At 65.2% G+C, this 25,991-nt stretch carries 22 protein-coding genes; 18 read left to right on the top strand and 4 right to left on the bottom strand.

Annotation, left to right across the window (positions count from 1 at the left end; genetic code table 11):
- Window positions 1–90 precede the first annotated feature (90 nt).
- From OUZ49_RS07345 to OUZ49_RS07260, 18 genes are all read left to right on the top strand, one after another.
- Window positions 91–669: a hypothetical protein gene (locus OUZ49_RS07345; RefSeq protein WP_266149633.1), complete on the top strand. Its 579-nt coding sequence runs from the start codon at window positions 91–93 to the stop codon at window positions 667–669.
- A 174-nt stretch (window positions 670–843) separates the two neighbouring features.
- Complete coding sequence (locus OUZ49_RS07340) at window positions 844–2,115, top strand: efflux RND transporter periplasmic adaptor subunit (RefSeq protein WP_266149631.1); 1,272 nt, start codon at window positions 844–846, stop codon at window positions 2,113–2,115.
- Between the two features lie 60 nt (window positions 2,116–2,175).
- Complete coding sequence (locus tag OUZ49_RS07335; RefSeq protein WP_266149629.1) at window positions 2,176–2,898, top strand: ABC transporter ATP-binding protein; 723 nt, start codon at window positions 2,176–2,178, stop codon at window positions 2,896–2,898.
- A gap of 66 nt (window positions 2,899–2,964) precedes the next feature.
- Window positions 2,965–4,278, top strand: coding sequence for an ABC transporter permease (locus OUZ49_RS07330; protein ID WP_266149627.1), 1,314 nt, complete (start codon window positions 2,965–2,967; stop codon window positions 4,276–4,278).
- A gap of 10 nt (window positions 4,279–4,288) precedes the next feature.
- On the top strand, window positions 4,289–5,521 hold the full coding sequence (locus OUZ49_RS07325; protein ID WP_266149625.1) for an ABC transporter permease: 1,233 nt from the start codon (window positions 4,289–4,291) through the stop codon (window positions 5,519–5,521).
- 83 nt (window positions 5,522–5,604) lie between these two features.
- The gene (locus tag OUZ49_RS07320; protein WP_266150035.1) at window positions 5,605–6,918 is read left to right on the top strand and encodes an ABC transporter permease; all 1,314 of its coding nucleotides are present in this window, start codon (window positions 5,605–5,607) and stop codon (window positions 6,916–6,918) included.
- Window positions 6,919–6,933: 15 nt separating this feature from the next.
- A complete protein-coding gene (locus OUZ49_RS07315) occupies window positions 6,934–8,163 on the top strand; it encodes an ABC transporter permease (RefSeq protein WP_266149623.1) in 1,230 nt (409 codons plus the stop codon).
- Window positions 8,164–8,196: 33 nt separating this feature from the next.
- Window positions 8,197–9,501 carry an ABC transporter permease gene (locus OUZ49_RS07310; RefSeq protein WP_266149621.1) on the top strand — a complete coding sequence of 435 codons (1,305 nt, stop codon included), beginning with the start codon at window positions 8,197–8,199 and terminating at the stop codon, window positions 9,499–9,501.
- A 10-nt stretch (window positions 9,502–9,511) separates the two neighbouring features.
- Window positions 9,512–10,732 carry an ABC transporter permease gene (locus OUZ49_RS07305; RefSeq protein ID WP_266149618.1) on the top strand — a complete coding sequence of 407 codons (1,221 nt, stop codon included), beginning with the start codon at window positions 9,512–9,514 and terminating at the stop codon, window positions 10,730–10,732.
- A 45-nt stretch (window positions 10,733–10,777) separates the two neighbouring features.
- Window positions 10,778–12,100: an ABC transporter permease gene (locus tag OUZ49_RS07300; RefSeq protein WP_266149616.1), complete on the top strand. Its 1,323-nt coding sequence runs from the start codon at window positions 10,778–10,780 to the stop codon at window positions 12,098–12,100.
- Between the two features lie 7 nt (window positions 12,101–12,107).
- Complete coding sequence (locus OUZ49_RS07295) at window positions 12,108–13,322, top strand: ABC transporter permease (protein ID WP_266149614.1); 1,215 nt, start codon at window positions 12,108–12,110, stop codon at window positions 13,320–13,322.
- 98 nt (window positions 13,323–13,420) lie between these two features.
- The gene (locus OUZ49_RS07290) at window positions 13,421–15,244 is read left to right on the top strand and encodes a DUF885 domain-containing protein (RefSeq protein WP_266149611.1); all 1,824 of its coding nucleotides are present in this window, start codon (window positions 13,421–13,423) and stop codon (window positions 15,242–15,244) included.
- A 64-nt stretch (window positions 15,245–15,308) separates the two neighbouring features.
- On the top strand, window positions 15,309–16,106 hold the full coding sequence (locus OUZ49_RS07285; protein WP_266149609.1) for a PDZ domain-containing protein: 798 nt from the start codon (window positions 15,309–15,311) through the stop codon (window positions 16,104–16,106).
- A gap of 91 nt (window positions 16,107–16,197) precedes the next feature.
- A complete protein-coding gene (locus OUZ49_RS07280) occupies window positions 16,198–17,541 on the top strand; it encodes a sigma-54-dependent transcriptional regulator (RefSeq protein WP_266149607.1) in 1,344 nt (447 codons plus the stop codon).
- Window positions 17,542–17,644: 103 nt separating this feature from the next.
- A complete protein-coding gene (locus OUZ49_RS07275) occupies window positions 17,645–17,956 on the top strand; it encodes a hypothetical protein (protein ID WP_266149605.1) in 312 nt (103 codons plus the stop codon).
- A gap of 28 nt (window positions 17,957–17,984) precedes the next feature.
- Entirely contained in the window at window positions 17,985–19,367 is a 1,383-nt protein-coding gene (locus OUZ49_RS07270) for a sensor histidine kinase (RefSeq protein ID WP_266149603.1), read from the top strand.
- Between the two features lie 68 nt (window positions 19,368–19,435).
- Window positions 19,436–20,398 carry an SPFH domain-containing protein gene (locus OUZ49_RS07265; RefSeq protein ID WP_266149600.1) on the top strand — a complete coding sequence of 321 codons (963 nt, stop codon included), beginning with the start codon at window positions 19,436–19,438 and terminating at the stop codon, window positions 20,396–20,398.
- A gap of 27 nt (window positions 20,399–20,425) precedes the next feature.
- On the top strand, window positions 20,426–20,872 hold the full coding sequence (locus OUZ49_RS07260; protein WP_266149598.1) for an NfeD family protein: 447 nt from the start codon (window positions 20,426–20,428) through the stop codon (window positions 20,870–20,872).
- A gap of 140 nt (window positions 20,873–21,012) precedes the next feature.
- Here the strand turns inward: OUZ49_RS07260 and OUZ49_RS07255 are convergent, their stop codons facing one another.
- From OUZ49_RS07255 to OUZ49_RS07240, 4 genes are all read right to left on the bottom strand, one after another.
- The gene (locus OUZ49_RS07255) at window positions 21,013–21,594 is read right to left on the bottom strand and encodes a DUF4136 domain-containing protein (RefSeq protein ID WP_266149566.1); all 582 of its coding nucleotides are present in this window, start codon (window positions 21,592–21,594) and stop codon (window positions 21,013–21,015) included.
- 193 nt (window positions 21,595–21,787) lie between these two features.
- Complete coding sequence (locus tag OUZ49_RS07250) at window positions 21,788–24,052, bottom strand: xanthine dehydrogenase family protein molybdopterin-binding subunit (protein WP_266149564.1); 2,265 nt, start codon at window positions 24,050–24,052, stop codon at window positions 21,788–21,790.
- The gene (locus OUZ49_RS07245) at window positions 24,049–24,582 is read right to left on the bottom strand and encodes a (2Fe-2S)-binding protein (protein WP_266149562.1); all 534 of its coding nucleotides are present in this window, start codon (window positions 24,580–24,582) and stop codon (window positions 24,049–24,051) included. Before OUZ49_RS07245 ends, OUZ49_RS07250 begins: the two co-directional genes overlap by 4 nt.
- Window positions 24,583–24,633: 51 nt before the next feature.
- Entirely contained in the window at window positions 24,634–25,959 is a 1,326-nt protein-coding gene (locus OUZ49_RS07240; protein WP_266149560.1) for an APC family permease, read from the bottom strand.
- Window positions 25,960–25,991 lie beyond the last annotated feature (32 nt).

Genomic DNA, 25,991 nt, shown 5'->3' with positions numbered 1-25,991 from the left:
GGCTCCAGGGCCGGCGCTTCACTCCAGGCCTATCGCCACGCCGTTCCGCGGAACGCCAGCCGGGTCGCCTCCCTGCAAGGAGCAATGACTATGCTTGGCTGGCTCACTCACGCCTTCGCCGCGATGTGCCCTGCGGCCGACGCTGGGTCCATCACCCGTTGCTCAGTGTCGATGCTTGGCGTCGAACTGGCAGCCCACCTGCCCCTGCTGGGCAGCGTGCTGTATCTGCCGGCGCCGCGCCCGGCGCCGCAGGATCTGCCGGTTTGCACCGGCTGGCTGGTGGCGCAGTGCGAGCTGGCGCCGCTGTTCGACACGCGGGAACTCGTGGCCGCCAGCATGATCGGCGCAGAGGGGCCGCGCGAATGGATCGACTGCATGGATGCACAAGGTCGCCCATGTGCGAGGCTGCACCTGTTGCCGGACACGGACTATCTCGCCTGGGATGCCTTGCTTGCCGGGAGCCGGCTGCTGCCGCTGGCGCCGCTACGCCCGGAGCGACTGGTATGCCGGGCGGCCAGCGCTACCTTGGCCCAGTTCCGCCACCGCCGCGTGGGTGCGCTCCAGCTTCTTGAGACCATGCCACTGGCGAAGGTATCCGCCTTGGGGCGGGGCATCGCGGGCGAGGTGGCCCGGGCGGCCGCCGTCGAGCTGGAGCCGACCCTGGGCTGAGGCGGCCGCGGAGCTTGTCCGTTTGTCCGTCCAGTTGTCCGCGGACAGCTGTCCGCTTCGGATGGCATCCAATAACATGTTGAAAATACACATATAAAGCATCGATTTTGAGTTGGCACGCCGCTTGCTCAGATAGGTCCAGGGGCCGCACTGTCCGCGGCCAGGGACACATCGATGATTCGCGACACCTCCGCTCAAGACCGACTGGTCGAGGTCAAACCCAATCGCAAGCGTCGCCTGCTGTGGATCGGCGGCGGCGTGGCCGTGCTGGTGCTGATGGCGCTGTTCGCGCCGCGCATCGGCCGCCTGTTCTCGGCCGACGCCTCGGTAAGCGGTTCGCGCCTGGCGTTCGCCACGGTGCAGCGTGGCCCCTTCGTGCGTGACATCGCCGCCGAAGGCAAGGTCGTGGCAGCGGTCAGCCCCACCCTCTATGCCACTTACGGCGGTGCCGTGACCTTGAAGGTGCACGCTGGCGATGCAGTGAAGAAGGGCCAGGTGCTTGCCACCATCGACAGCCCCGAACTGACCAACAAGCTGGCGCAGGAACAGAGCGCAGCCGATGCGATGCAGGTGGATTACCTGCGCGCCCAGATCGACGCGCGCAAGAAGCGCGGTGAATTGCAGAAGGCTTACGACAACGCGCAGATCGACCAGCAGGGCGCGGAGCGCGACCTTGCTCGTTACGAGAAGGCCTTCGGGCTGGGCGCCGTGCCGAGCATGAACGTGGACAAGGCCAAGGACGAGCTGCAAAAGGCCAAGATCACCATGAGCCATGCCAAGGCCGACCTGGGCACGGACAGCAACAGCCTCGAGTTCGACATCCAGTCCAAGAAGCTCGCCCATGAGCGCCAGCTGCTGCTGGTGAAGGACTTGCAGCGCCAGGTCGACGATCTCAACGTGAAGTCGCCGGTGGATGGCCAGGTCGGTCAGCTGTTCATCGCCGAACGCGCCACGGTGGCCAAGGACGCGCAGCTGCTCAGTGTCATCGACCTCTCCGCGCTCGAAGTGGAAATGAAGGTGCCGGAAAGCTTCGCACGCGACCTGGGCATCGGCATGGGCGGCGAAATCACCGGCAACGGCAACACCTGGAAGGGCCTGGTCAGCGCGATCTCGCCTGAAGTGGTCAACGGCGAAGTGGCGGCACGCCTGCGCTTCGACGGCGAGACGCCCAAGCAGTTGCGCCAGAACCAGCGCCTGTCCGTGCGCATCCTGCTCGACAAGCGCGACAACGTGTTGACCGTGCAGCGTGGTTCCTTCGTCGACGAATCGGGTGGCAGCTATGCCTACATCGTGCGCGACGGCATTGCCGAGAAGCATCCGATCCGCGTGGGTGCCAGCAGCATCGACAAGGTCGAGATTCTCGATGGCCTGAAGGAAGGCGACAACATCGTGATCTCAGGTACCGACAGCTTCAAGGGCGCGGCCCGCGTCGCCATCAGCAACTAACGACCCAACCCTCCCTTGCGTGCAAGGGGAGGGGCGACAACCACCACTGAGGAAGCACACATGCTCAAGATGACTCACCTGTCCAAGGTCTACCGCACCGAAGTGGTGGAGACCTACGCGCTGCGCGACTTCAACATCAATGTGAAAGAAGGCGAGTTCGTCGCCGTGACCGGCCCGTCCGGCTCCGGCAAGACCACCTTCCTCACCATCGCCGGCCTGCTGGAAACCTTCACCGGTGGCGAGTACCACCTGGACGGCGTCGAGGTGAGCAACCTCAACGACAACGCCCGCTCGAAGATCCGCAACGAGAAGATCGGCTTCATCTTCCAGGCGTTCAACCTGATTCCCGACCTCAACGTGTTCGACAACGTCGAAGTGCCGCTGCGCTATCGCGGCATGAAGGCGGCCGAGCGCAAGCAGCGCATCATGGACGCGCTGGAACGCGTGGGTCTGGCCTCGCGCGCCAAGCACTATCCGGCCGAACTCTCCGGCGGTCAGCAGCAGCGCGTCGCCATCGCCCGTGCACTGGCCGGCTCGCCGCGCCTGCTGCTGGCGGACGAACCGACCGGCAACCTGGATACGCAGATGGCACGCGGCGTGATGGAACTGCTCGAGGAGATCCATCGCGAGGGCGCCACCATCGTCATGGTCACGCATGATCCGGAGCTGGCCGCCCGCGCGCAGCGCAACGTGCACATCATCGACGGCCAGGTCGTGGATCTGGCGGAAGACCCGCGCTTCCACCACGCCGTGCACGCGGCGCGCAACAACGCGCCGGCCTGATCCGGGCCTACCCATGAGACCTCCCGCGCCGTCGGGAGGCCGTCATCACCACCAGAGCGGATAACGATGTTTGCTTACTATATTCAGCTTGGCCTTCGCAGCTTGCGCCGCAATCCCTTGCTGACAGCGCTGATGGTGATGGCGATCGGCTTTGGCGTGGCCGCCTCGATGACCACGTATTCGGTGTTCCGCGCCACCTCGAACAATCCGATACCGGACAAATCGTCCCAGCTGTTCGTGCCCCTGATCGACAACTGGGGGCCGGAAGATGCGGCGCAAAACAAGGGCGAGCCGCCCGAGGCGATGAGCTACACCGACGCCATGGGCCTGATGCGCGATCACCGCGGCAAGCGGCAGACCGCGCTGTACCCGGTGGCGCCTTCGGTGATTCCGGCCGATGCCAGCCTGCTGCCGATCCGCGAAAGCAGCTACGCGGTGTATGCCGATGCGTTCGCCATGTTCAACGTGCCGTTCCTGTACGGCGGCGCCTGGCAGAGTGCAGACGACGAAGCGCATGCGGCGACCGTGGTGATCGGGCGCAAGCTCAACGACAAGCTGTTCAATGGCGCCAACAGCGTAGGTCGCGAGATCAACCTGGACGGCCGCAACTATCGCATCACCGGCGTGATGGACACCTGGGATCCGCAGCCGCTGTTCTTCGATCCCGTCAACACCTCGGGCTTCGGTGACCCGATCCAGCTGTTCATTCCGTTCACCCGCGCTATCGACCTGAAGATGGCGACGAACGGCAACAACAACTGCAACAAGCACGCCGGTGAAGGCTGGGATGCCTGGATCCGCTCGGAATGCGTGTGGATCCAGTACTGGACCGAATTGCCCGACGAAACGGCGGCGGCCGGCTATCGCGACTATCTGCGCGGCTACGCGGCCGAACAGCAGCGCAGCGGCCGCTTCCACTGGGCGCCGAACGTGCGCCTGTACAACGTCCCCCAATGGCTGGACCACGAGAAGGTAGTGCCGCAGGAGGCCAAGGTCTCGCTGCTGGTGTCGCTCGGCTTCCTGCTGATCTGCCTGGTCAACACGGTCGGCCTGCTGCTGGCGAAATTCATGAAGCGCGCGCCGGAAATCGGCGTGCGCCGGGCGCTGGGCGCATCGCGCAAGGAGATCTACGCACAGTTCCTGATCGAGGCAGGCACGGTGGGCCTGGCCGGCGGTCTGCTGGGCCTGTTGCTGACCGGTGTCGGCGTGTTCGGCGTGACCCTGGTGTTCGATCCGGATATCGCGCGGCTGGCCCGGCTCAACGTCTCGCTGATCGCGTTGACCCTGCTGGTGGCAGTGCTGGCGACGGTGCTGGCGGCGTTCTATCCCACCTGGCGTGCGGCGCAGGTCCAGCCTGCCTGGCAGCTGAAATCCAACTGAGGCGACGACCATGCTGCAAATCAAGCCCATCCTCGCCGCACTCAAGCGCCACAAGGCAGGCACGATCCTGATCGCCTTGCAGATCGCGCTGACCCTGGCCATCGTCTGCAACGCGCTGTTCATCATCCAGCAACGCCTGGACCGCATCGCGCGCCCCACCGGCATGATCGAAACGGACCTGTTGACCCTGCAGAACCGCTGGGTCGGCGTGGATGACGAAAAGACTGGCCCGCTCATTCGCGCCGACGTGCAGGCGATCCGCCAGCTGCCGGGTGTCGAAGACGCCATCTCGATCAACTCGTATCCCTTGCGCGGCGGCGGCTGGTCGACCGGCGTGCGCACCAACCCGGATGCCAAGAAGTCCGAGACGCATACCACCCAGTATTTCGTCGATGACCATGCCCTCGCGACGATGGGCTTGAAGCTGGTGGCGGGGCGCAACTTCCGCTCCGACGAAATCGTCGAAATGGATCCCAAGGCGGTCGTGGCCTCGTCGCAGATCATGGTCACCAAGACACTGGCCGACAAACTGTTTCCGGATGGCTCGGGTCTGGGGAAGGTGGTGTACGTCGATGACGGCACCAAGCCGAGCACCATCATCGGCATCGTCGAGCGGCTGGAAGTGCCGTGGAACAGCAGCTGGTCCGACACCTTCCTCGACAACGCCGTGCTGCTGCCTTACCAGCTCACCGGTGGCGGCACCTCGTACATGGTGCGCAGCAAACCGGGCCAGTTGGCGGCGATCACCAAGTCCGTGCCGGAGACCTTGTACAAGCTCAACCGCATGCGCGTGATCCCCTCCGAGCGTGGCGTGCGCACGTATGACGTCGTACGCGCACAGGCTTACAAGAGCGACCGCGGCATGGCGATCCTGATGGGCGTGGTGTGCCTGGTGCTGCTGGCGATCACCGCGGCGGGCATTGTCGGCCTGACCAGCTTCTGGGTCGGCCAGCGCCGCAAGCAGATCGGCGTGCGGCGAGCGCTGGGCGCCACGCAGCGCGACATCCTCAGCTATTTCATGACCGAGAACCTGCTGATCGGTGTCGCTGGCGTGGTCGTTGGCGCGCTGCTCGCGATCGGCATGAATCTATGGCTGGTGACGCAATTCGAGATGGCGCGGCTCTCGCTGGTGTACGTGGCCGTGGGCGTGGTGGCCTTGCTGCTGCTGGGGCAGGGCGCGGTGCTTGCGCCGGCCATGCGGGCCGCGCGCGTGCCGCCCGTCGAGGCGACCCGGTCGGTCTGAGCCATGGTTAGAGCGAAGGAGCGTTGGATGAGTGTTCGGGCAACAGCGGATGGCGAGTGCGCAGTGAGGTGGCTATGAGCGGCATGTTCATGCACAACCTGGGTTTGGGCGCCATCAGCCTGCGCCGCAATCCGCTGCTGACCGCCTTGATGATCATGTCGATTGGTTTTGGCGTGGCGGCTTCGATGGTGACGTTCGCGGTGTTTCGCGCCGTGTCGGGCGACCCGATACCGCAGAAGTCGTCACAGCTGTTCGTGCCGCTGATCGACAACCGCGGTCCGCAATTCAATCGCCATGGCGAGCCGCCGAGTGCGCTTACCTATACCGATGCGATGGCGCTGATGCGCGCGCACCGGGCGGATCGCCAGACCCTGTTGTACCCGGTGAGCTTGTCGGTGATGCCGGGTGACTCGAGCAAGATGCCATTCAAGGCCACCGGCTATGCCACCTATGGCGATTTCTTTCCGATGTTCGAGGCGCCGTTCCTGTATGGCAATCCCTGGGGTAGCGTCGAGGACGAATCGCGCGAGGCCATCGTGGTGATCAGCCGCAGCCTCAACCAGAAACTCTTCGCCGGGCAGAACAGCGTGGGGCGGCGCATCACCATGGATGACCGCCAGTACCGGGTCGTCGGGGTGATGGACAACTGGGATCCCAAGCCGCGCTTCTACGACTTGTTCGACGGCAATGAATTCGCCGATCCCGCGCAGATCTATATCCCGTTCACGTATGCGATCGACCAGAAGATCGAAACCTACGGCAACAACAACTGCGGCAGCGACGGCAAGCGCGGTGACGATCGCGACAGCTGGCTGCATGGCGAGTGCGTCTGGGTCAGTCCCTGGGTCGAGCTGAACAGCGCGTCGAAGGTGGCGGCCTATCGGCAATTCCTCGACAGCTACGCCAATGACCAGCGTCGTGCTGGCCGTTTCAACTGGGCGCCGAACAATCGCTTGCGCAACGTGCGTGAATGGCTCGACTTCCTGCACGCCGTGCCGCCGGAAAGCCGCATTTCGCTATCGCTGGCGCTGGGCTTTCTGTTGATCTGTCTGGTCAACACGATCGGCCTGCTGCTGGCCAAGTTCATGCGCCGTGCGCCGGAGATCGGCGTGCGCCGCGCGCTGGGTGCGTCGCGTGCCGACATCTATCGCCAGTTCCTCGCTGAGGCCGGCATGGTCGGTCTGGCCGGTGGCGTGCTCGGACTGTTGCTGACTGGCTTGGGCATCTGGGGCGTCGGCCTGGTGTTCGAGCCACAGATCGCCCGTTTGGCGCACCTGGATCTGTCCCTGGTCGCACTGACCTTGCTGGTGGCAATTGCCGCCACGGTGTTGGCTGCGTTCTATCCCACCTGGCGGGCGGCGCAAGTGCAGCCCGCCTGGCAGCTGAAGTCCAACTGAGGCGAGGAGCGAACCGTGCAGATCAAGCCGATTCTTTCCGCGTTGCGCCGTCACAAGGCGGGCACCTTCCTGATCGCGATGCAGATCGCCCTGACGCTCGCCATCGTCTGCAATGCGCTGTTCATCATTCACCAGCGCGTGAGCCACTTGTCCGAGCCGACCGGGCTGGATGAGGCGGATATCTTCGTGATCCAGAACGAATGGGTGGGAACGTCGACGCCGCAGCAGGCCGATGCCAAGATCCGCGAGGACCTGGTGGTGCTGCGTCAGCTGGCCGGCGTGCAGGACGCGACGCCCAGCAACTCCTATCCGTTGCGCGGCGGCGGTTGGGACGACGGCATCAAGTTGAAGCCCGACCAGCAGCAGGACACGACGGGATCCACGGTCTACTTCGCGGACGATCATTTCATCGATACGCTGGGCCTGAAGCTGATCGCCGGCCGCAACTTCCGCGCCGATGAAATCGCCGCCATGGATGTGCGCGACACGCTGGCACCGCCGCAGATGATCGTCACCAAGGCACTGGCCGACAAGCTGTTCCCGAATGGTGACGCGGTAGGCAAGACCATTTACATGGTCGGCGGCCCCGGCACCATCGTCGGCGTGGTCGACGTGCTGCAGGCGCAGAGCGTCGACCGTTGGGCGGCCGAGTTTGCGCATCGCTCCACCATCATTCCCAAGCGGCTGGCCTCGACGATTGGTACGTTCTATATCGTGCGCGCACGTCCCGGCCAGCTGGACGCGGCGATGAAGGCGGCGTCGAAGGCGCTGTTCGCGCACAATCCGCGCCGCATCATCAATGAACAGGACGGCCTGCTGAGCTTTACGGAAGTGCGGTCCCGTGCCTACGAGCGTGATCGCGGCATGGCGATACTGATGGGGGTGATCTGCGTGGTGCTGCTGGCCATCACGGCGGCGGGCATCGTGGGCCTCACCAGCTTCTGGGTGGGCCAGCGGCGCAAGCAGATTGGCGTGCGGCGTGCCCTGGGTGCCACCCAGCGCGACATTCTCAACTACTTCATGACCGAGAACCTGTTGATCAGCAGTGCGGGTGCGTTGTTTGGCGTGCTGCTGGCCGTTGCGATCAATTTGTGGCTGGTCACGCGCTTCGAGATGAATCGGCTGTCGCTGGTGTATGTGCTGGCAGGCGTGGTGATCCTGTTGTTGTTGGGCCAAGGCGCGGTGCTGGCGCCGGCGATGCGTGCATCACGGGTGCCTCCGGTAGAGGCCACGCGGTCGGTCTGACCGCACGAAAAGTCAGGAAGCGAGGGGAAACGTATGTTCGGCTACTACCTGGATTTGGCGCTGCGCAGCCTCAGGCGCAACAAGACGCTCACCGCGTTGATGGTGCTGGCCATTGCGCTCGGCATCGGCGCCAGCATGACCACGCTGACCGTGCTGCATGTGCTGTCGGGTGACCCGATGCCTGGCAGGAGCGCGACGCTGTTCTACCCGCAGCTCGATCCGCAGGACATGGACGGCTACGAGCCCGGCAAGGAGCCGATGCAACAGGTCACCTGGATCGACGGCATGAACCTGCTGCATGCCAAGCGGGGCCTGCACCAGGCCCTCATGACCGGTGGCGCGGTACCGGTGCAGCCAGCGCAGTCGGGCATGGACCCGTTTTACGCCGATGCGCGTTACACCTCGGACGACTTCTTCGCCATGTTCCAGGTGCCGTTCCTGTTCGGCCGTGGCTGGAGCGAGGCAGATGACAATGACAAGGCGCGCGTGGTGGTGATCACCCGCACGCTCAACGACAAGCTGTTCGCCGGCAAGGACAGCACCGGCCAGACCCTGCGCATGGGCGATAGCGCCTTCCGCGTGATCGGCGTGCTGGACAGCTGGCGGCCGAATCCGCACTTCTACGACATGAACATGGGCAACTATGTCGCGTCGGAAGATGTGTTCCTGCCGCTCACCACCGCGCGCGAGCTGCGCTTTGACCACAACGGCTCGATGGATTGCTGGGGCACCGGCGGTGGCGATGAAGAGCACCTCGAAACCGCGCCCTGCGTGTGGCTGCAATTCTGGGTGCAGTTGAGCAGCACCGGCGATGCCGCCGCCTACAAGGAATACCTGCTGCATTACTCGCAGGAACAGAAGGCGATGGGCCGCTTTCAACGGCCGCCCAATGTGCGCCTGCCTGCCTTGATGGAGTGGCTGGACATCAACAAGGTCGTGCCCGGCGATGTGCGCCTGCAGACTTGGCTGGCCTTCGGCTTCCTGCTGGTCTGCCTGGTCAACACGGTGGGCCTGATGCTGGCGAAATTCCTGCGCCGTTCGGGTGAGCTGGGTGTGCGCCGCGCACTGGGCGCGTCCAAGCGCGAGGTGTTTGCCCAGCTGCTGGTGGAGTCGGGCGTCATCGGCCTCGCCGGCGGCGCGGGCGGCCTGCTGCTGGCCTTTCTCGGCCTGTGGCTGGTGCGCAAGCAACCTTCCGACTACGCGGCGCTCGCGCACCTGGACATGTCGATGCTGTTGATCACCTTCCTGTTGGCCGTGGGGTCGAGCCTGTTGGCCGGCCTGCTGCCCGCCTGGCGCGCCTGCCAGATCACTCCTGCGCTGCAACTGAAGAGCCAGTAAGGACAACGCCATGGACATCCTGCCGATTCTTTCGACACTGCGTCGTCACAAGATCACCGCCTTCCTGGTGATCATCGAGATCGCCTTGACCTGCGCCATCGTGTGCAACGCGGTGTTCCTCATCAACCAGCGCCTCGACCGCATGCATATGACCAGCGGCGTGGCCGAGCACGAGTTGCTGGAAATCCTGTTTGCCGACATCGGCCCGAACAAGAACCAGAAAGCACGGACCGCGGAAGATCTGGCTGCGCTGCGGCAAATTCCTGGGGTGCTGCAGGTGTCGTCGGCGAACCAGGTGCCGTTCGGCAATTCCTCGTGGAACGGCGGTATCAAGCTCGACCGCAACCAGCGTGTGTCGACGCTCAATGCCACGACCTACACGGGCGAGAACGTGCTGCAGACGCTGGGCACGCAACTGGTCGAGGGGCGCAACCTGCAGCCCGACGACTACATGGATTTCGACGATGTGGTCAGGGCCGCCTCGGTCAAGGACGCAAAGGGCATTCCCAAGGTCACCGTCATCACGCAGAGCCTGGCGCAACGCCTGTGGCCCGGACAGCAGCCGCTCGGCAAGGTGATCTACTACGCCGATTACCCGATGACGGTGGTGGGCGTGGTGAAGCATCTGGTGCGGCCAGCCTTCACCGACAATGCCACCGCCGAGTTCACCATGGTGCTGCCGATGCGCATCACCCAGGGTCTCTACATCATCCGCACCGATCCGCAGAATCGCGACGCCGTGCTGAAGGCCGCCGTGGCCAAGATGAAGGCGATCAATCCGCATCGTGTCATCCTGAAGCAGCGGCCGTGGGACGAGGTGCGCAGCAACTTCTTCCAGAACGACCGCGCCATGGCCGGCTTGCTGGTGGGCGTATGCATCGCCCTGCTGGTGGTGACGGCCCTGGGCATCGTCGGCCTGGGCAGCTTCTGGGTGGCGCAGCGGCGCCGGCAGATCGGCGTGCGGCGTGCGCTGGGCGCGACCCGTCGGAACATCCTGCACTACTTCCAGACCGAGAATTTCCTGCTCGCCACCATCGGTATCGCGCTGGGCATGGTGCTCGCCTACGGCATCAACCTGATGCTGATGCTGCATTACGAGTTGCCTCGCCTGCCGGCGATCTACTTCCCGGTAGGTGCGCTCTCGCTATGGGTGATCGGTCAGCTGGCGGTACTCGGTCCGGCCATGCGCGCAGCGGCGGTGCCGCCGGTGGTGGCGACGCGTTCGGTGTAATGGAAGGCCGCCGCCCGTTACGGGCGGCGCTACGGGGAGATAGGGATGTTTGGCTACTATCTTGAACTGGCATGGCGCGGCCTGCGTCGTAACAGCGTGCTCACCGCGCTGATGGTGCTGGCGATCGCGGTAGGCATCGGCGCCAGCATGACCACCTTGACCGTGATGCATCTGCTGTCGGGCGATCCGCTGCCGGGACGCAGCGGCTCGCTGTTCTACGCGCAGGTCGATACCGATCCGTCGCCGGAGCAGCGCAAGCAGCCGCTGGACAAGCTCGACTATCCGACCGCCATGGACATCCTGAATGCCCATCTGGCCGACCGGCAGACCGTGGTGGTCGATAGCGCGGTGAAGCTGCGCGCACCGGATGCCTCGTTGCCGCCGCTGATGCCATCGATGCTGTCGACCACGGCCGACTTCTTCCCGATGTTCGACGTGCCGTTTCAGTATGGCGGGCCGTGGCGCGCCGAGGATGACGACAAGCATGCCCGCGTGGCGGTGATCTCCGCCGACCTCAATGCCCGGTTGTTCCAGGGCGCCAACAGCGTGGGCCGTACGCTGCGCCTGCGCGATACCGATGTGCGCATCGTTGGCGTGCTGGCGCCGTGGCGACCATCGCCGCAGTTCTACACCGTGGCCGGCGGCCGTTTCGCCGCGGGCAAGACCGCCGACTTCTACAGCAAGCCGCAGGATGTGTTCACACCGTTCACCAGTGGCCTGGAAATCAACGACGGCAATTTCTATCAGTTCACCTGTTGGCTGCCACCGTCGACCCCGGGCCATCTGCAGAACGCGCCGTGCGTATGGCTGGGTGTGTGGGTGCAATTGAACAGCCCGGCCAAGGTGACCGCGTTCAAGCGCTTCCTCGATGGCTACGCGGCCGAGCAGCACGCCTTGGGTCGCGTGGTGCGACCGCAGAACACGCGCTTGCGCAGCTTGATGGAATGGCTGGACTTCAATGGCGTAGTGCCAAGCGACGTGCGCCTGCAGACCTGGCTCGCGTTCGCGTTTCTTGCCATTTGTTTGTTCAACACCATCGGGCTGCTGCTGGCGAAATTCCTGCGCCGTTCCGGTGAGATCGGCGTGCGTCGGGCGCTGGGTGCCAGTCGCGCTGCCATCTTCGCGCAATGCCTGGTCGAGGCAGGCATGGTTGGCTTGCTCGGCGGTGTGGGTGGCCTGCTGCTGACCTTGCTCGGGCTGTGGGTCGTGCGTGGCCAGCCGGTGGCCTTTGCCGATCTGGCTTATCTCGACGGCCGCATGTTCCTGCTCACGTTTGCGCTTGCCATCGCCACCAGTCTAATCGCTGGCGTGCTGCCGGCCGCCCGGGCCAGTCGCGTGGCACCCGGCCTGCAATTGAAGACACTCTGAGGGCCCCATGCAGATACGACCCATACTTTCTGCCCTGCGCCGTCACCGGCTCGCCGCGATGTTGATCGGCCTGGAGATCGCGCTTGCCTGTGCGGTGTTATGCAACGCCTGTTTCCTGATCGCCAATCGCGTCCGGGACATGCATATCCAGAGCGGCGTCGATGAAGCCTCGCTCGCCTCGCTGACGATCAGCGGCTACGAAGACCGCCAGTCGGTGGATGTCAACGCGCGGGTGACGGCGGGTTTGCGCGCCATTCCCGGCGTGCAGTCGGTCAGCGTGCTCAATTCCATTCCGTTCGGCGAGCGACGCGGCTCGATGGGCATCACCACCGATGCCGAGGGGCTGCATCGCGGCGGCGTGATCGAGTTCTACCTCGGCGGCCCGGGCAGCGCGGAGGCCTTGGGGTTTCACCTGGTGGCGGGTCGGGCCCTGCAGGCGGAGGACTATCAGTCGTTCTCCGGCTTGATGCCGAGTTTCGCGCCCGTGCTGGTGACCAGGGAGCTGGCCGAGCACTTGTGGCCTGGCGAGGATCCGCTGGGCAAGTCGATCTGGAGCAAGCCCTTGCACTACCAGGTGGTCGGTGTTATCGATCGCCTGGTGGTGCCCGCTCCCGCCCTATGGGGCGCCGGCACCGGGGGCTGGTCGGCCTTCCTGCCGGCGCAGCCTGGGCCGGGGCTTTCCGGCAGTTATTTGATCAAGGCGGCTCCCGCCGATATCCGCCGCGTACTGCGTGATGCTCGCGAGACGATTGCCAAGGTGGCCCCGGACGCCGTGCTCGACCTGCAGGGCACGCAAACCATCGGCGATTTGCGCGAAAGCTTCTTCCAACAGGACCGCACCATGACGGGCATCCTGGTGGCCGTCATCGCCTCGCTGCTGCTGGTCACCGCCCTGGGCATCGTCGGCCTGGCCAGTTTCTGGGTACAGCAACGCCGCAAGCAGATCGGTATCCGACGCGCCATCGGTGCCACCCGGCAGGACATTCTCAGCTACTTCCAGACCGAGAATTTCCTGATCGTCAGTGGCGGCATCCTCGTCGGCATGGTGCTGGCGTTTGGACTGAACCTGGCGCTCATGAAGTTCTACGAGCTGCCGCGCCTGCCGCTGTATTACCTGCCCATGGGTGCCGTCTCATTGTGGCTGCTCGGCCAGCTGGCCGTGCTCGGCCCCGCCCTGCGGGCGGCGGCGGTGCCACCGGTGGTGGCCACGCGTTCAGTTTGAACGGGGGCAAACCGGTCGCCGAACCATGCAGTCCGGCACGGGTTGCGGTGGCGCTGGCCGTGGAGAATAGGGTCTATTTCAACCGGAAGGGTGTTTCCATGAAAATCGGACCGCGTATGGTTCTGGCGGGTTTGTTGATGTCGGCCGCAGGTGTGGCCAGCGTACAGGCGGCGGCGCCGGCGCCGGCGACGCAGGCGGACGTGGCGACGCGCGTGAAGGCGCTGAATGCCTTGCTGGCTGAGCAGTGGCAGCACAATCTGGAAAACGCGCCGGAGTTCGCCACCATCATTGGCGACCTGCGCTACAACGACCGCTGGAGCGACGCCTCACTGGCACACGCCAAGGCCGAGTATGCGAAGAACCAGGATTTCCTGAAGCGCTTCCAGGCGATCGACACCACCGGCTTCTCCGACGACGACAAGCTGAACCAGCAGCTGATGGTGCGTCAGCTGCAGGACGCCCTCAAGGCGCATGACCTGAAGATCGACGAGATGCCGCTGGACCAGATGAGCGGCGCGCACCTTGCGCTGGCTGGTTTCGTCAGCTCCGTCCCGTTCAACAGCACCAAGGAATACGACGATTACCTGACGCGCCTCAAGGCCGTGCCAACCTTGCTCGAGCAGGTGACGAGCGTGGCACAGCAGGGCCTGAAGGACGGCATGATGCCGCCGAAGTACCTGCTGGAGAAGGTCGTCACCCAGATCGACAGCATCGGCAAGCCCGCCGGCATGGACAGCGTTTTCGCCGAGCCGCTCAAACATTTCCCGAAGTCGGTGTCGCCGGCGGATCAGAAGCGCCTGCACGACGCCATTCTTGCGGCCATCGATCAGGACGTGCGTCCGGCCTACCAGAAGCTGGGCGAGTTCGTGGCGAAGGATTACGCGCCGCACGGCCGCAGCGAACCTGGCGTCTGGCAGCTGCCGAACGGCGAGGCGATTTACCGCTTCGATGTCGAGCAGATGACCACCACCAAGGAAAGCCCGGAGCGCATTCATGAAATCGGCCTGGCCGAAGTGAAGCGCATCGAAGGCGAGATGACCGAGGTGGCCAAGTCGCAGGGCTACAAGGACCTGGCGAGCTTCCGCGCCGCCCTCAAGACCAACCCGAAGACGCACGCCACCTCGCGTGAGGACATTCTCAACCGCTACCGCAACTACCTGGCGGGCATGCAGCCGGAACTGCCGAAGCTGTTCGGCCTGCTGCCCAAGACCAAGGTGGAAGTGGTGCCGGTGGAGCCGTTCCGCGAGAAGGAAGCGGCCGCCGCCGAATACCACCAGGGCACGCCCGATGGTTCGCGTCCGGGCCAGATCTTCGTCAACACCGGTGACTACGCCAACCGCAGCGTGCTGACCATCGAGTCGACCGCCTACCACGAAGGCATTCCCGGCCATCACATGCAGATCTCGATCGCGCAGTCGCTGCCCAAGCTGCCGCCGTTCCGCCAGCAGGCGGGCTACAACGCGTATATCGAGGGCTGGGCGCTGTATGCGGAGCAGCTGGGCAAGGAGCTGGGCTTCTACAAGGACCCGCTGTCCTACTACGGCCGCCTCTCCGACGAACTGCTGCGTGCCGACCGCCTCGTGCTCGACACCGGCGTGCACAGCAAGCACTGGACGCGCCAGCAGATGGTGGACTTCTTCCACGAGCATTCCAGCGAAGACGAGCCGGATGTGCAGGCCGAAACCGACCGCTACATCACCTGGCCGGGCCAGGCGCTGGCGTACAAAATGGGCCAGCTGAAGATCGTCGAGCTGCGTGAGCATGCAAAGAAGGAGCTGGGCGACCAGTTCGACATCCGCGCCTTCCACGACGAAGTGCTCGGTGGCGGCGCGCTGCCGCTGGACGTGCTTGAAATGCGCATCAACGCATGGATCGCTGCGGTGAAGGCGGGCAAGGCGCCCGCTCATCCGGTGGCCGGTTGAGCTTCCGGTAAGACTGAAGTGCGCGCCGCATGAGGCGGCGCGTACTCTTCCAAGGGGAAAGGCGATGCAACGATCGATCAAGACAGTGTGGTTGGTCGCAGCCTTGCTGGCGCCCGTGGCGACTGCTTGGGCGGCTACCGAGTTTTCCTACCGCTCCGACAACACCTTGCGCTGGCATAGCGAGGGCCGCTATCTGCATTTGGCCACGGTCAAGGACGGTGGCGTCCAAGTGGCCGGCATCACACCCGCCTCGCTGTGGGGACTGAGCGAAGGCGACATCATCGTGGAAGCCGATGGCCACCCGGTTCACGACGTGGCCGAGCTGTTGAACACGCTGCGCGCACACGATGCCTCGCCGATGCCGCTCAAGCTGCGCCAGGCTGGCGTCGAGCGCACGGTCACGCTGGCGGCCCAGGCGCATGATCTGGTGCCCGCGCCGTCACCCAAGCCGCCGGTTGCACCGCAGCCTCCCGCTGCCCCTGCAGCGCCGGTCGCCGCAAGCCACAGCCGTTTCGTCTACCAATCCGACAACAGCCTGCGCTGGCGCAGCGATGGCCAGCGCCTGCATCTGGTCACCGCCAGCGAAGGCGGCGTCACCGTGGCTGCGCTGACCCCGGCCTCCCTGTGGGGACTGGCCCAGGGCGATGTGATCATCGAGGCGGATGGCCAGCCCGTACACGATGTGGCGGCCTTGCTCAGTCGCCTGCGCGAGCACGGCACGTCGCCGATGCCGCTGACGGTACGGCGCCATGGCGTCGAGCACGGGGTGGCCTTGTCCGCGCAGGCCCGCGAGGACTTGCTGCCCAGCGCGCCACCCGCTCCACCGACACCCCCGGCTCCCCCCGTTCCGCCGAGCGCTTGATGGCCGCCGCCCTTGACCCGCGACGGATCGTGCGAAAGATGGCAACCTTTTGGCGTGGAGCTGCATCCACGTCTACATGTGCAAGAGACGAATGCGAACCGTACTGATCATTGACGACAACCCGGCCGTGGGTGAAGCGCTGTCGCTGGCGCTTTCCCTGCATGAAATCCGTCCGCTGATCGCACTGACGCCCGAGCAGGGGCTGGCGATGCTGGAAAGCGAACGCGTCGACGTGGTCATTCAGGATATGAACTTCACCGCCGACACCACGTCTGGCGAGGAGGGCATCGCGCTATTCCGGGCCATCCGCCAGCGCCATACCGACCTGCCGGTGATCCTGCTCACCGCCTGGACACATCTGGAGACGGCGGTGGAACTGGTCAAGGCCGGTGCTTCGGATTATCTGGCCAAGCCGTGGGACGACGCCAAGCTGCTCACCACGGTGGAAAACCTGCTGGAACTGTCCGAATCCACCCGCGAGGTGAACCGCACGCGCAACGAACGGCGCCGCCGCCGCGAGGACCTGCAACGTCGTTACGATCTCGACAGCCTGGTGTTCGCCTCCGAGGCGATGGCCCGCACGCTGGAACTGGCCTGCCAGGTGGCGCGCTCGGATGTGCCGGTGCTGATCACCGGCCCCAACGGCGCCGGCAAGGAGCGCATTGCGGCCATCGTGCACGCCAATTCGGCGGCCAAGCGCGGCGCCTTCATTGCGGTGAACTGCGGCGCCTTGCCCGGCGAGTTGATCGAAGCCGAACTGTTTGGCGCGGATGCCGGCGCCTATACCGGCGCCAACAAGGCCCGCGAGGGACGTTTCGAGTTGGCCGACGGTGGCACCTTGTTCCTCGATGAAATCGGCAACCTGCCGCTATCGGGGCAGGTGAAGCTGCTGCGTGTGCTGGAAACCGGACAATTCGAGCGCCTCGGTTCCGGTCGTACCCGCCATGTGAAGGTGCGTGTACTGAGCGCCACCAACGCCGATCTAAAGGCGATGATCCGTGCCGGTACGTTCCGTGAAGATCTCTATTACCGACTCAATGTCATCGAGGTCAATCTGCCGCCGCTTTCAGAGCGCGTGGATGACATCCTGCCGCTGGCCGAGCATTTCCTCGATGGGCGCGCCGAACTGGGCGATGCCGCGCGTGAGGCCTTGCTGTCCTATCCCTGGCCGGGCAACGTGCGCGAGCTGAAGAACGCGATCGAGCGCGCGGCGCTGCTGGCCAGCGATGGCCGCATAACGCCGGAACAACTGAATCTGCCGCAGGTCGCGGCCACCGCCGTGCGCAATCTGGACGAGCCCAGTCGCGAGTCGGTGGAAGCGGCGCTGGAGAAGGCCGGCGGCGTCGTCAGCCGTGCCGCCCAGTCGCTCGGCCTGTCGCGCCAGGCGCTGTACCGGCGCATGGAGCGTTACGGCCTGGCCCAGGCGCAGGCCTGAGCCGGGATGGTGTCGATCAGGCCTGACTGGCGCGTTGCGTCACCCATCGTGATTGCCGTCCACGGCGCCGGCGAGGATGATATCGCTACCGATGGAGCCTGCCATGCGATATCGCAGCGTCCTGTTTCTTGCGGCATCTGTGCTCGCCATGGCGGCGGTGGCGCAGAATGCCAAGCCGCCCGTTACCCAGGCCAGCGACAGCTGGAACGCGCCAGCGCCATCGAGCACCAGCGCGGGCACTTATCGCGATGCGCTAAGCACCGCAGCCAGTGCCGCCGGGCGCTTCAAGTTCAGCGATCGGAATCCCAAGGACAACGCGCCGCCGGATCAGTCGCCGATTCGCGTGATCATCAACAATGGTCGCGGCCCCCATGTGAACTGCGTGCCGATGGGGATGGGCGGCGCGTGCCATTGACGACGAGTCGCCGCCAAGGAAGCACCCGATGCTGCGCGGTTTGAGTTCGCTGGAATCGCGCATGGTGCTGTTGCTGAGCCTGGCCGGCCTGTCGGGCGTGCTGGTGTATGCCGGCGTCACCCAATGGCCGCTGCCGCAGTTGCTGGTGTGGCTGCACAACGACCTCGGCATCGACCTGGGTGCACCGGCGCATTTCAGTTTCTATGGCGGCCTGATCATCTCGGTCATCCTGTTGTTGCCGCTGGCGCTGTGGCTGGGCCACCGCGTGATGTCGCCGATCACCAAGCTGCTGCGTGCGCTGGAAGGCGCCGTGGCGAGTTATCGCGATGGCGACTTCAGCTTCTCCATTGCCGCGGATCGTCGCGACGAACTCGGCGAGCTGATCCGCATGCACAACGCGCTGGGCCAGACCTTGCGCGAGCAGCGCCAGAACCTGGCCCAGCGCGAGTTGCTGCTGGATACGGTGGTGCAGAACACGCCGGTGGCCTTGGTCCTGACAGATGCCAGCGATCGCGTCACCTACGCCAATATCGCGGCGCGCCACCTGTTCAACGAAGGACGCACCCTGCACGGCCTGAGCTTCGCCGAGCTCCTGAGCGATAGCCCCGAGGCCCTGCGCCGCGCCGTTGATGGCGGCGAGGACGCCTTGCTCACCGTGGAGATGGACGGTGGCGAGGAAACCTTCCATTTGTCGCAGCGCAGTTTCCGCCTGCAGGGGCGGCCGCATCGACTGCGGCTGTTTCGCCGCATGACGCGCGAGTTGTCGCGCCAGGAAGTGGCGACCTGGAAGCGCGTGATCCGCGTGATCAGCCACGAGTTGAACAACTCGCTGGCGCCGATTTCCTCGCTTGCGCATTCCGGCGCCGAGCTTGCGCGGCGTGGCGACACCTCGCGCCTGCCCGGCGTGTTCGCCACCATCGGCGAACGCGCGCGCCACCTGCATGGCTTCATCGCGGGCTATGCCAGCTTTGCCAAGTTGCCGGCACCACAGCCGGTGGCGATTGCGTGGAAGGCGTTTCTCGAAGCGCTTTCGCTGCACTGCCAATTCAAGGTGAGCGGCCACATCCCCGAGCAGCCGGGCTGGTTCGATGCAGGCCAGATCGAACAGGTGCTGATCAACCTGATCAAGAACGCCCACGAATCCGGTAGCGCGGATGACGAAGTCAGCCTGTCGCTGACGGTGATTGCCCGCGACCTGCGCATCGAAGTGGCCGATCGTGGCCCGGGCATGAGCGAGACGGTGCTGGCGCAGGCCTTGCTGCCGTTCTATTCGACCAAGCGTTCCGGCACCGGTCTCGGCCTGGCGCTGGCGCGCGAGATCGTGGAGGCGCATGGCGGGCGCATCGCCCTGGCGAATCGTGAGGAAGGCGGCTTGCGTGTCAGCCTTCTGCTACCACTCGGGCCGAAGTAAGCGCTCGTACCGCCGAGGGCCGGCTCACCTATACTCGGCGCATCTTTCATGGATGCAGGAGCAGGGCGATGGGTCAGCTGTTCGCGTTGGTGGTAGTCATCGTCGTCGTGATCATCTTGGCCAAGCTGGTGCGCATCGTGCCGCAGGGCTACGAGTGGACGGTGGAGCGCTTCGGCATGTACACGCGCACGCTCACTCCCGGCCTGCATTTCCTGATCCCCATCATGTACGGCATCGGCCGCAAGATGAACATGATGGAGCAGGTGCTGGACGTGCCGTCGCAGGACGTCATCACCAAGGACAACGCCGTCGTACGGGTGGACGGCGTGGTGTTCTACCAGGTGCTGGACGCCGCCAAGGCCGCCTACGAGGTCGCCAACCTGGAGCAGGCGGCGCTGGCCCTGGTGATGACCAATATCCGCACCGTGCTGGGCTCGATGGACCTGGACGAATCGCTCAGCCAGCGTGACGCCATCAATGCCAAGCTGCTGTCGGTAGTCGACGAGGCGACCCATCCCTGGGGCGTCAAGGTCAACCGCATCGAGATCAAGGACATTGCGCCTCCGCGTGACCTGATCGATTCGATGGCCCGCCAGATGAAGGCCGAGCGCGAGAAACGCGCCAATATCCTCGATGCCGAGGGCTTCCGCCAGGCGGCCATCCTCAAGGCCGAAGGCGAGAAGCAATCGGTGATCCTGGCCGCCGAAGGTGAAAGGGAAGCGGCCTTCCGCGCCGCCGAAGCGCGCGAGCGTTCGGCCGAGGCCGAGGCCAAGGCGACCGCGATGGTTTCCGAAGCGATCGCCAACGGCAATATCAACGCGCTCAATTACTTCGTGGCGAACAAATACGTCGAGGCGCTGAAGGAAATGGCGAACTCGCCGAACCAGAAGATGTTGCTGCTGCCGATGGAGGCGACCGGCATCCTCGGTTCGCTCGCCGGCATTGCCGAGCTGGCCAAGGAATCGCTGAGCCAGCAGCAGAATCCGCTGCAGGGCCAGGCTGGCCGGCGCGTGCCGCCGCCGGTGGGCTAAGCATCCACAGGCCGGAGACGAGACGACGTGGAACAGGTGGCCTTGCACTTTTGGTGGTGGATTCTGGCGCTGGTGTTGATTGCGCTGGAAGTGATCATGCCGGGGTATTTCATGCTGTGGATCGGCATCGCCGCGGGCGTCACCGGGCTGGTCATGCTGGTCGCACCCGGCCTGTCGCTGCTGGGCCAGGCACTGGTGTTCGCGGTGCTGGCGTTTCTATCCTGCGCGGCCTACTGGTATGGCTTGCGCCCGAGGCTGATGCGCAACGAACCGGGCGATGCCTTGCTCAATCGCCGCGGCGAGCAGAAGATCGGGCAGCGTTACGTCCTGGCCGAAGCGATCGTCAATGGGCGTGGCAAGGCGCGCGTCGGCGATAGCCTGTGGTTGGTCCGTGGGCCGGATCTGCCCGTGGGCAGCATGGTCGAGGTCGTGGGCGTGGATGGGACGACGCTGTTGGTGCGTCCCACGGAGTGATTCGCTGCCTGGCCCAGCCGGAGCAGGCGGCTTGCATCTCGCTTGCTCGGCACCCCGGCTTGACCAGCCATTGGGCGGTTGACAGTCGCTAGAGTGACGAGCCATCGCCTAGGCGGTGATTACACCGCCAACCGCAAGCCTCAGCGCAAGATCCCATCCGTCCTCAGCTTCGGAATCAGCGCCTGCGCCAGCTCCTCCGTCGCCTTGGCGATCTTTTCCTGACTTACCGCCTCGGTGGTGACCGACCACACGAGCTTCTGCGTCTTGGCATCCCAGACGCTGGTTTCCAGCGTGACCACATCGTATTGCGTCACCTGCGCCGTGGATGCCCAGGCGCCGCCGTACCAGCCATAGAAACCGCCATAGGCGGGGCCGGTCGGGGTGACATCGATCTTTTGTTCAACGCGCAGCATGCGCGTGACCAGGACCACCTCGGCGCCGCTGGAACGAACCAGGTCAGTTAGCTTGACGGCTCCGCCGTTGCCAGGAGGTATCTGAGTATAGCTGGGGACGGCCTTCAGGCCCGCCGCCAGCAGCTGTTGCGAGAACGTGTCTTCGAACTTGCGTCGTATCAGGTCGCTTTTCGAGATGCCGACGACCACCACGCTGGATGCTGGCGGACCTGACCAGGCCGGGTCCTTCCATTCATTGGTGACGGACACGGTCGAACAGGCGCAAAGCGCCAGGCTGGCAAGCGTGAGCAACAGGCGCAGCGGTTTCATGACATCGACTCCCGTCGGAGGGCCACTTCAGCAGCCGGCGGGGCATTGTGTAACGTCAATCGTCGATGCGGCGCGATGGTCGGGGTGAGGTGTCCTATGGGACTCGGGCCGTCGGGACCGGGCCGGCGCCCCCAGGCAGGTGCGCTGATGGCGCACTCACGTGCCCGTCCAAGCGGACGGGCACGTTGTCGTGTCAAAGCATGCGCAGCAGTTCTTTCATCAACGGCAACCGGCGCACGCGCACCGCACTCACGCGGAAGACGGCATTGGCGAGGGCGGGCGCCGCGGTCGGCATGGCGAGGAAGCTGGCACCCGTCGGCTCAAGTTCGCTGGGTACCAGGATCACTTCGGTCGTGTCCGGCAGTTGCGCCATGCTGGCGAGCGGGTAGTCCTTCCAGTTGCGCTGTTGGACCTGGCTGTCCTTGTAGGTCACCGACAGGTTGAGCGCGGTGGACAGCGCATCGAGCGTGGCGCCGGCGACCTGGCCTTCGAGACCCTTCGGGTTGACCACGCGACCCACATCGACCGCGCACACGGCACGCTCGATATTGAGGCGGTCACCCTGCAGGGACGCTTCGACGGCATGCGCGACATAGGCGCCGTCGACATACCAGCAGGCGATACCCAGGCCATTGACCGTGCGCAGCCAGTTCTTCCACTCGATGCGATCGGCCACCAGCTTCAGCACATTGATCAGGCGACCGGTGTCGAGCGTCTGGCCTTCTTCCAGCGGGATCTGGCGCGGCACGCCAAGCAGGCGCAGGCGCGTCACCAGCGGATCTTCCTTCAGGCTGTGGGCAATCTCGTCGACGAAGCTTTCGACCGCGAACGCATTGCTCACGTGCGGCATGCCACGGGCCAGGCCACGAGGCATGGCCGAGGGCAGGGAGTACCAGTCGCTGCGCAGGTTGGGCACGAGTCCGGCAGGCAGCTGATGGGCATCCACTTCGGACGTCCATAGGCGATTGTCGGGCACGCCACGATGCGCAAAGGCCGAGGCACTCGCCATGCGCTGGTTCCAGCTGACGATCTGGCGCTTGCCATCCAGCGTGGCATTGAGTTTGTGCACGCAGGCGGAGCGATAAAAATCCTGGCTCATGTCCTCTTCGCGCGTCCACATCAGCTTGACCGGCTTTTCCGCTGCCTTGGCCAGCATGACCGCCTCGGCCACGTAGTCGTGATCGAAGCGGCGGCCATAACCGCCGCCGACACGCGGCACGCTGATCTGGATCTGCGCCGGCGAAAGGCCGGTGAGCCGCTGCACGACGTGCCATGCGTCCTGCGGCGATTGGGTCGGCACCACCAGCGTCGCACTGTCCTTGTCGATGTGCACCACGCAATTCATCGGCTCGGAAGTGGCGTGGGCCAGCCACGGCTGCACATAGGTCGCGTCGACGCGGTGCGCGGCTTTCTTGCTGGCCGCGTCGACATCGCCATCGTTGCGCACGCGCGTGGTGGGTGCCGCGTCCTTGTTGTTGACGAGATCGGCGGCCTGTTGTTCAAACCAGGCACTGCTTTCGCTCTGGCTGCCCGGCTTCCACTGGAGCTTGAGCTTGGCGCGACCCTGCAGCGCTGCCCAGGTGCTGTCGGCCAGCACCGCCACGGCCGGCGAGCGCACCGTGTGACCAGGCGGCTGGCCCGCCTCGGGCTTGAGCTGCACGACCTTGACCACGCCCGTCACCGCCAGGGTGTCGGTAGTGTCCAGGTGGTCCAGGCTGCCGTCAGGCCAGGGGCAATGGCTGAGCACGGCGGTCAACATGTCGCCGGCATAGCTGTCGAGCGTGTAGATGGCCTCGCCGGTGACCACGGCACGCGCGTCGACGGTGCCGGCAGGGTGACCGATCAAGGTGTAGCGATCCGGCGTCTTCAAGGGTACCGGCGATGTCGGCGGCGTGACCTTGGACGCAGCCTCCGCCAGGGAGCCATAGCTGAAACGACGGCCATCGGGAGCGATGACATTGCCGGCCTCACAGCGCAGCCGGTCGGCTGGCACGCCGAGCCGTCGCGCCGCGGCCTGCAGCAGCAGCCAGCGGGCGAGCGCGCCGACTTCGCGCAGGTCGCCCCACGCGGCCGGAATCGAATTGCCGAGTCCGCTGGTCTGATGCCCATAGGTCCAGCGCGGCTTGCCGTTGTCGTCCTCGACGCCAAGGCCTAGCGGTACCACGCTGACGCGCGTCCAGTCGGCGTCGAGCTCATCGGCGATGATGCGTGGCAGCGACGTGGTGGTGCCGGTGCCAGTGTCCGGATCGCGTGCGCCGATGATCACGTTGCCGTCGGTATCGATGCGTACGAATGGGCCAAGGCCGTACAAGGTGTCGCCGAGCAGGGCCGGCGGCACCGGTGCATCGGTGGCATCGGCAAGGCGAATGCCGACCACGAGCGCGCCAGCCGTGCCGGCGACTACCTGCAGGAAGCGGCGGCGCGTCAGCCGAACGCCGTCATGGTTGTCGCCGATCATGCGTGGCTCCCGGCGGAAGCGACGCGCTTGATGGCCAGGCGCACCCGCGTCTGGCAGCCGCAGCGGCAAAGGTTGGGCAACTGGTCGATCTCGTTGTCGCTGGGTTGCGAATGACGGTTGAGCAGGTCGAGCGAGGCCATCAGCCAGCCTGGCGTGCAGTAGCCACAGCCGATCGCATCTTCGTCCACGAAGGCCTGTTGCAGCGGATGCAGCTTGCCGTCGGCAGCGGCGAGGCCTTCCACCGTGGTGATCGGCTTGCCGGCCACGTCAGCGACCGCAACATGGGTGGCTGACGCCAGCTTGCCGTCCACCAGCACCAGGTCGTGGCCGCCTTCGCCATGTTCACCGCTGTACTTGGTGCCGGTGAGCCGCAGGATGTCGCGTAGATACCAAAGCAGCGGCATCTGCGCATCGCCGGTATGACGGTAGGTCCTGCCGTTGATCTCCAGATCGATGCCTTCGCGCACCTTCTCGGGCACGATGGCATTGGTCGGGTGGGGCGTCAGGATCGGGTCTTGCACTTGCGCCATCGGTGAGACTCTCCTTCTCTATCCGCACATTGTGGCATCGCAGCGCGGCGCTTAGGAGGTGACCCGGCTGAACAGGCGTCGCCACACCAGGTAAACCGGCACGCCCGCGACCATGATGAGCAGGCCGATGCCCGTGTTCATGGGGCTGGCGCGCAGGCTCTGCACCATGACCAGGCCGATCGTGGCGATAAAGATCAGCGGCAGCAGGGGATAGCCAGGCACGCGGAAGCTCGCCTGGGCGCCTTCACGCTTGCGATACCAGAACAAGGTGCCCACGCCCACCGCACAGGCGAGCCAGTCGCCAAACGTGGCGTAATCCAGCAACTGGCCATAGCTGCCGGACCACACCAGCACGATGGCCCAGCCCGAGAGCAGCAGGAGCGCAACATTGGGCGTACGGTGCTTGGGATGCAGCCGCGCCACGCTGCGGAAAAACAAGCCATCCTCGCCCATCACCTGCAGCACGCGGGCGCCGGCCACCAGGGTGATATTGCAGAAGCCCAGCGCGGAAATCGCCACGCCCACGGCGATCAGTTTGGCGCCCGCGGTGCCGAATACGCGCTGCATGACGTCGGCTGCCGGCGCCCGGCTGGCGGCGAGGCCGGCGTGGCCGAGCACGGCGAGATAAGCCAGGTTGACCAGCGCATAGGCCGCGATTACCAGCAACATGCCGATCAACAGGGCGCGGGGCAGGGTGCGTTGCGGCTCGCTGACTTCGCCGGCCAGATTATTGAGATAGGTGAAGCCGGAATAGGCGAACAACACCGGTAGTGCCGCGCCCATGAAACCCATGTCCGCAGTCTGCGGGTCGGTGGCCAGAATGCCATGGCCGTTCACGCCGGCCAGGAACAGCCCGCATACCACCAGCACAGCCACCGCCAGCAACTTGAGCAAGGTGAATGCGTTCTGGATCTGGGCGCCCAGGCGCAGGCCAAACAGGTTGATCAGCGCCACGAAAACCAGGGCGCCGATGGCCAGGCTGGTGGTGGCACTGGCGGGCAGGCCGAACAGGGCCGCCGCGTAGCTGGCAAAGATCGTGGCCACCGCGGCCGTTGATCCCGAATAGATCACCAGCAGCATGCTCCAGCCGAACAGAAAGCCGGCCAGCGGCCCGAAGGCCTCGCGCAGGTACACGTAGCTGCCGCCCGCATGGGGGCGGCGCGCGCCCAGTTCGGCATAGCAGAGCGCACCGATCAGGGTGAGCAGGCCCGCGCCCACCCACATGAGCAGCAGCGACAAGCCCGACGAGGTGCGCATCGCCACGACGTATGGGTTGAGGAAGATGCCGCCGCCGATGATGCCGCCGACCACGATCATGGCCGCGTCCCATGGGCGGAGGCGGCGAACGTAACCACCGGACGTCGATGAATCGCTCATGGAACCTTGCACGCTGAGAGGTGCCAGCGAGC

The organism is Dyella halodurans, from assembly GCF_026283925.1.
In the GTDB taxonomy this organism is placed as follows: Bacteria; Pseudomonadota; Gammaproteobacteria; order Xanthomonadales; family Rhodanobacteraceae; genus Dyella; species Dyella halodurans.
The sequence above is the reverse complement of the archived record's forward strand: the minus strand, read 5'-3'. Positions and strand labels throughout refer to the sequence as shown.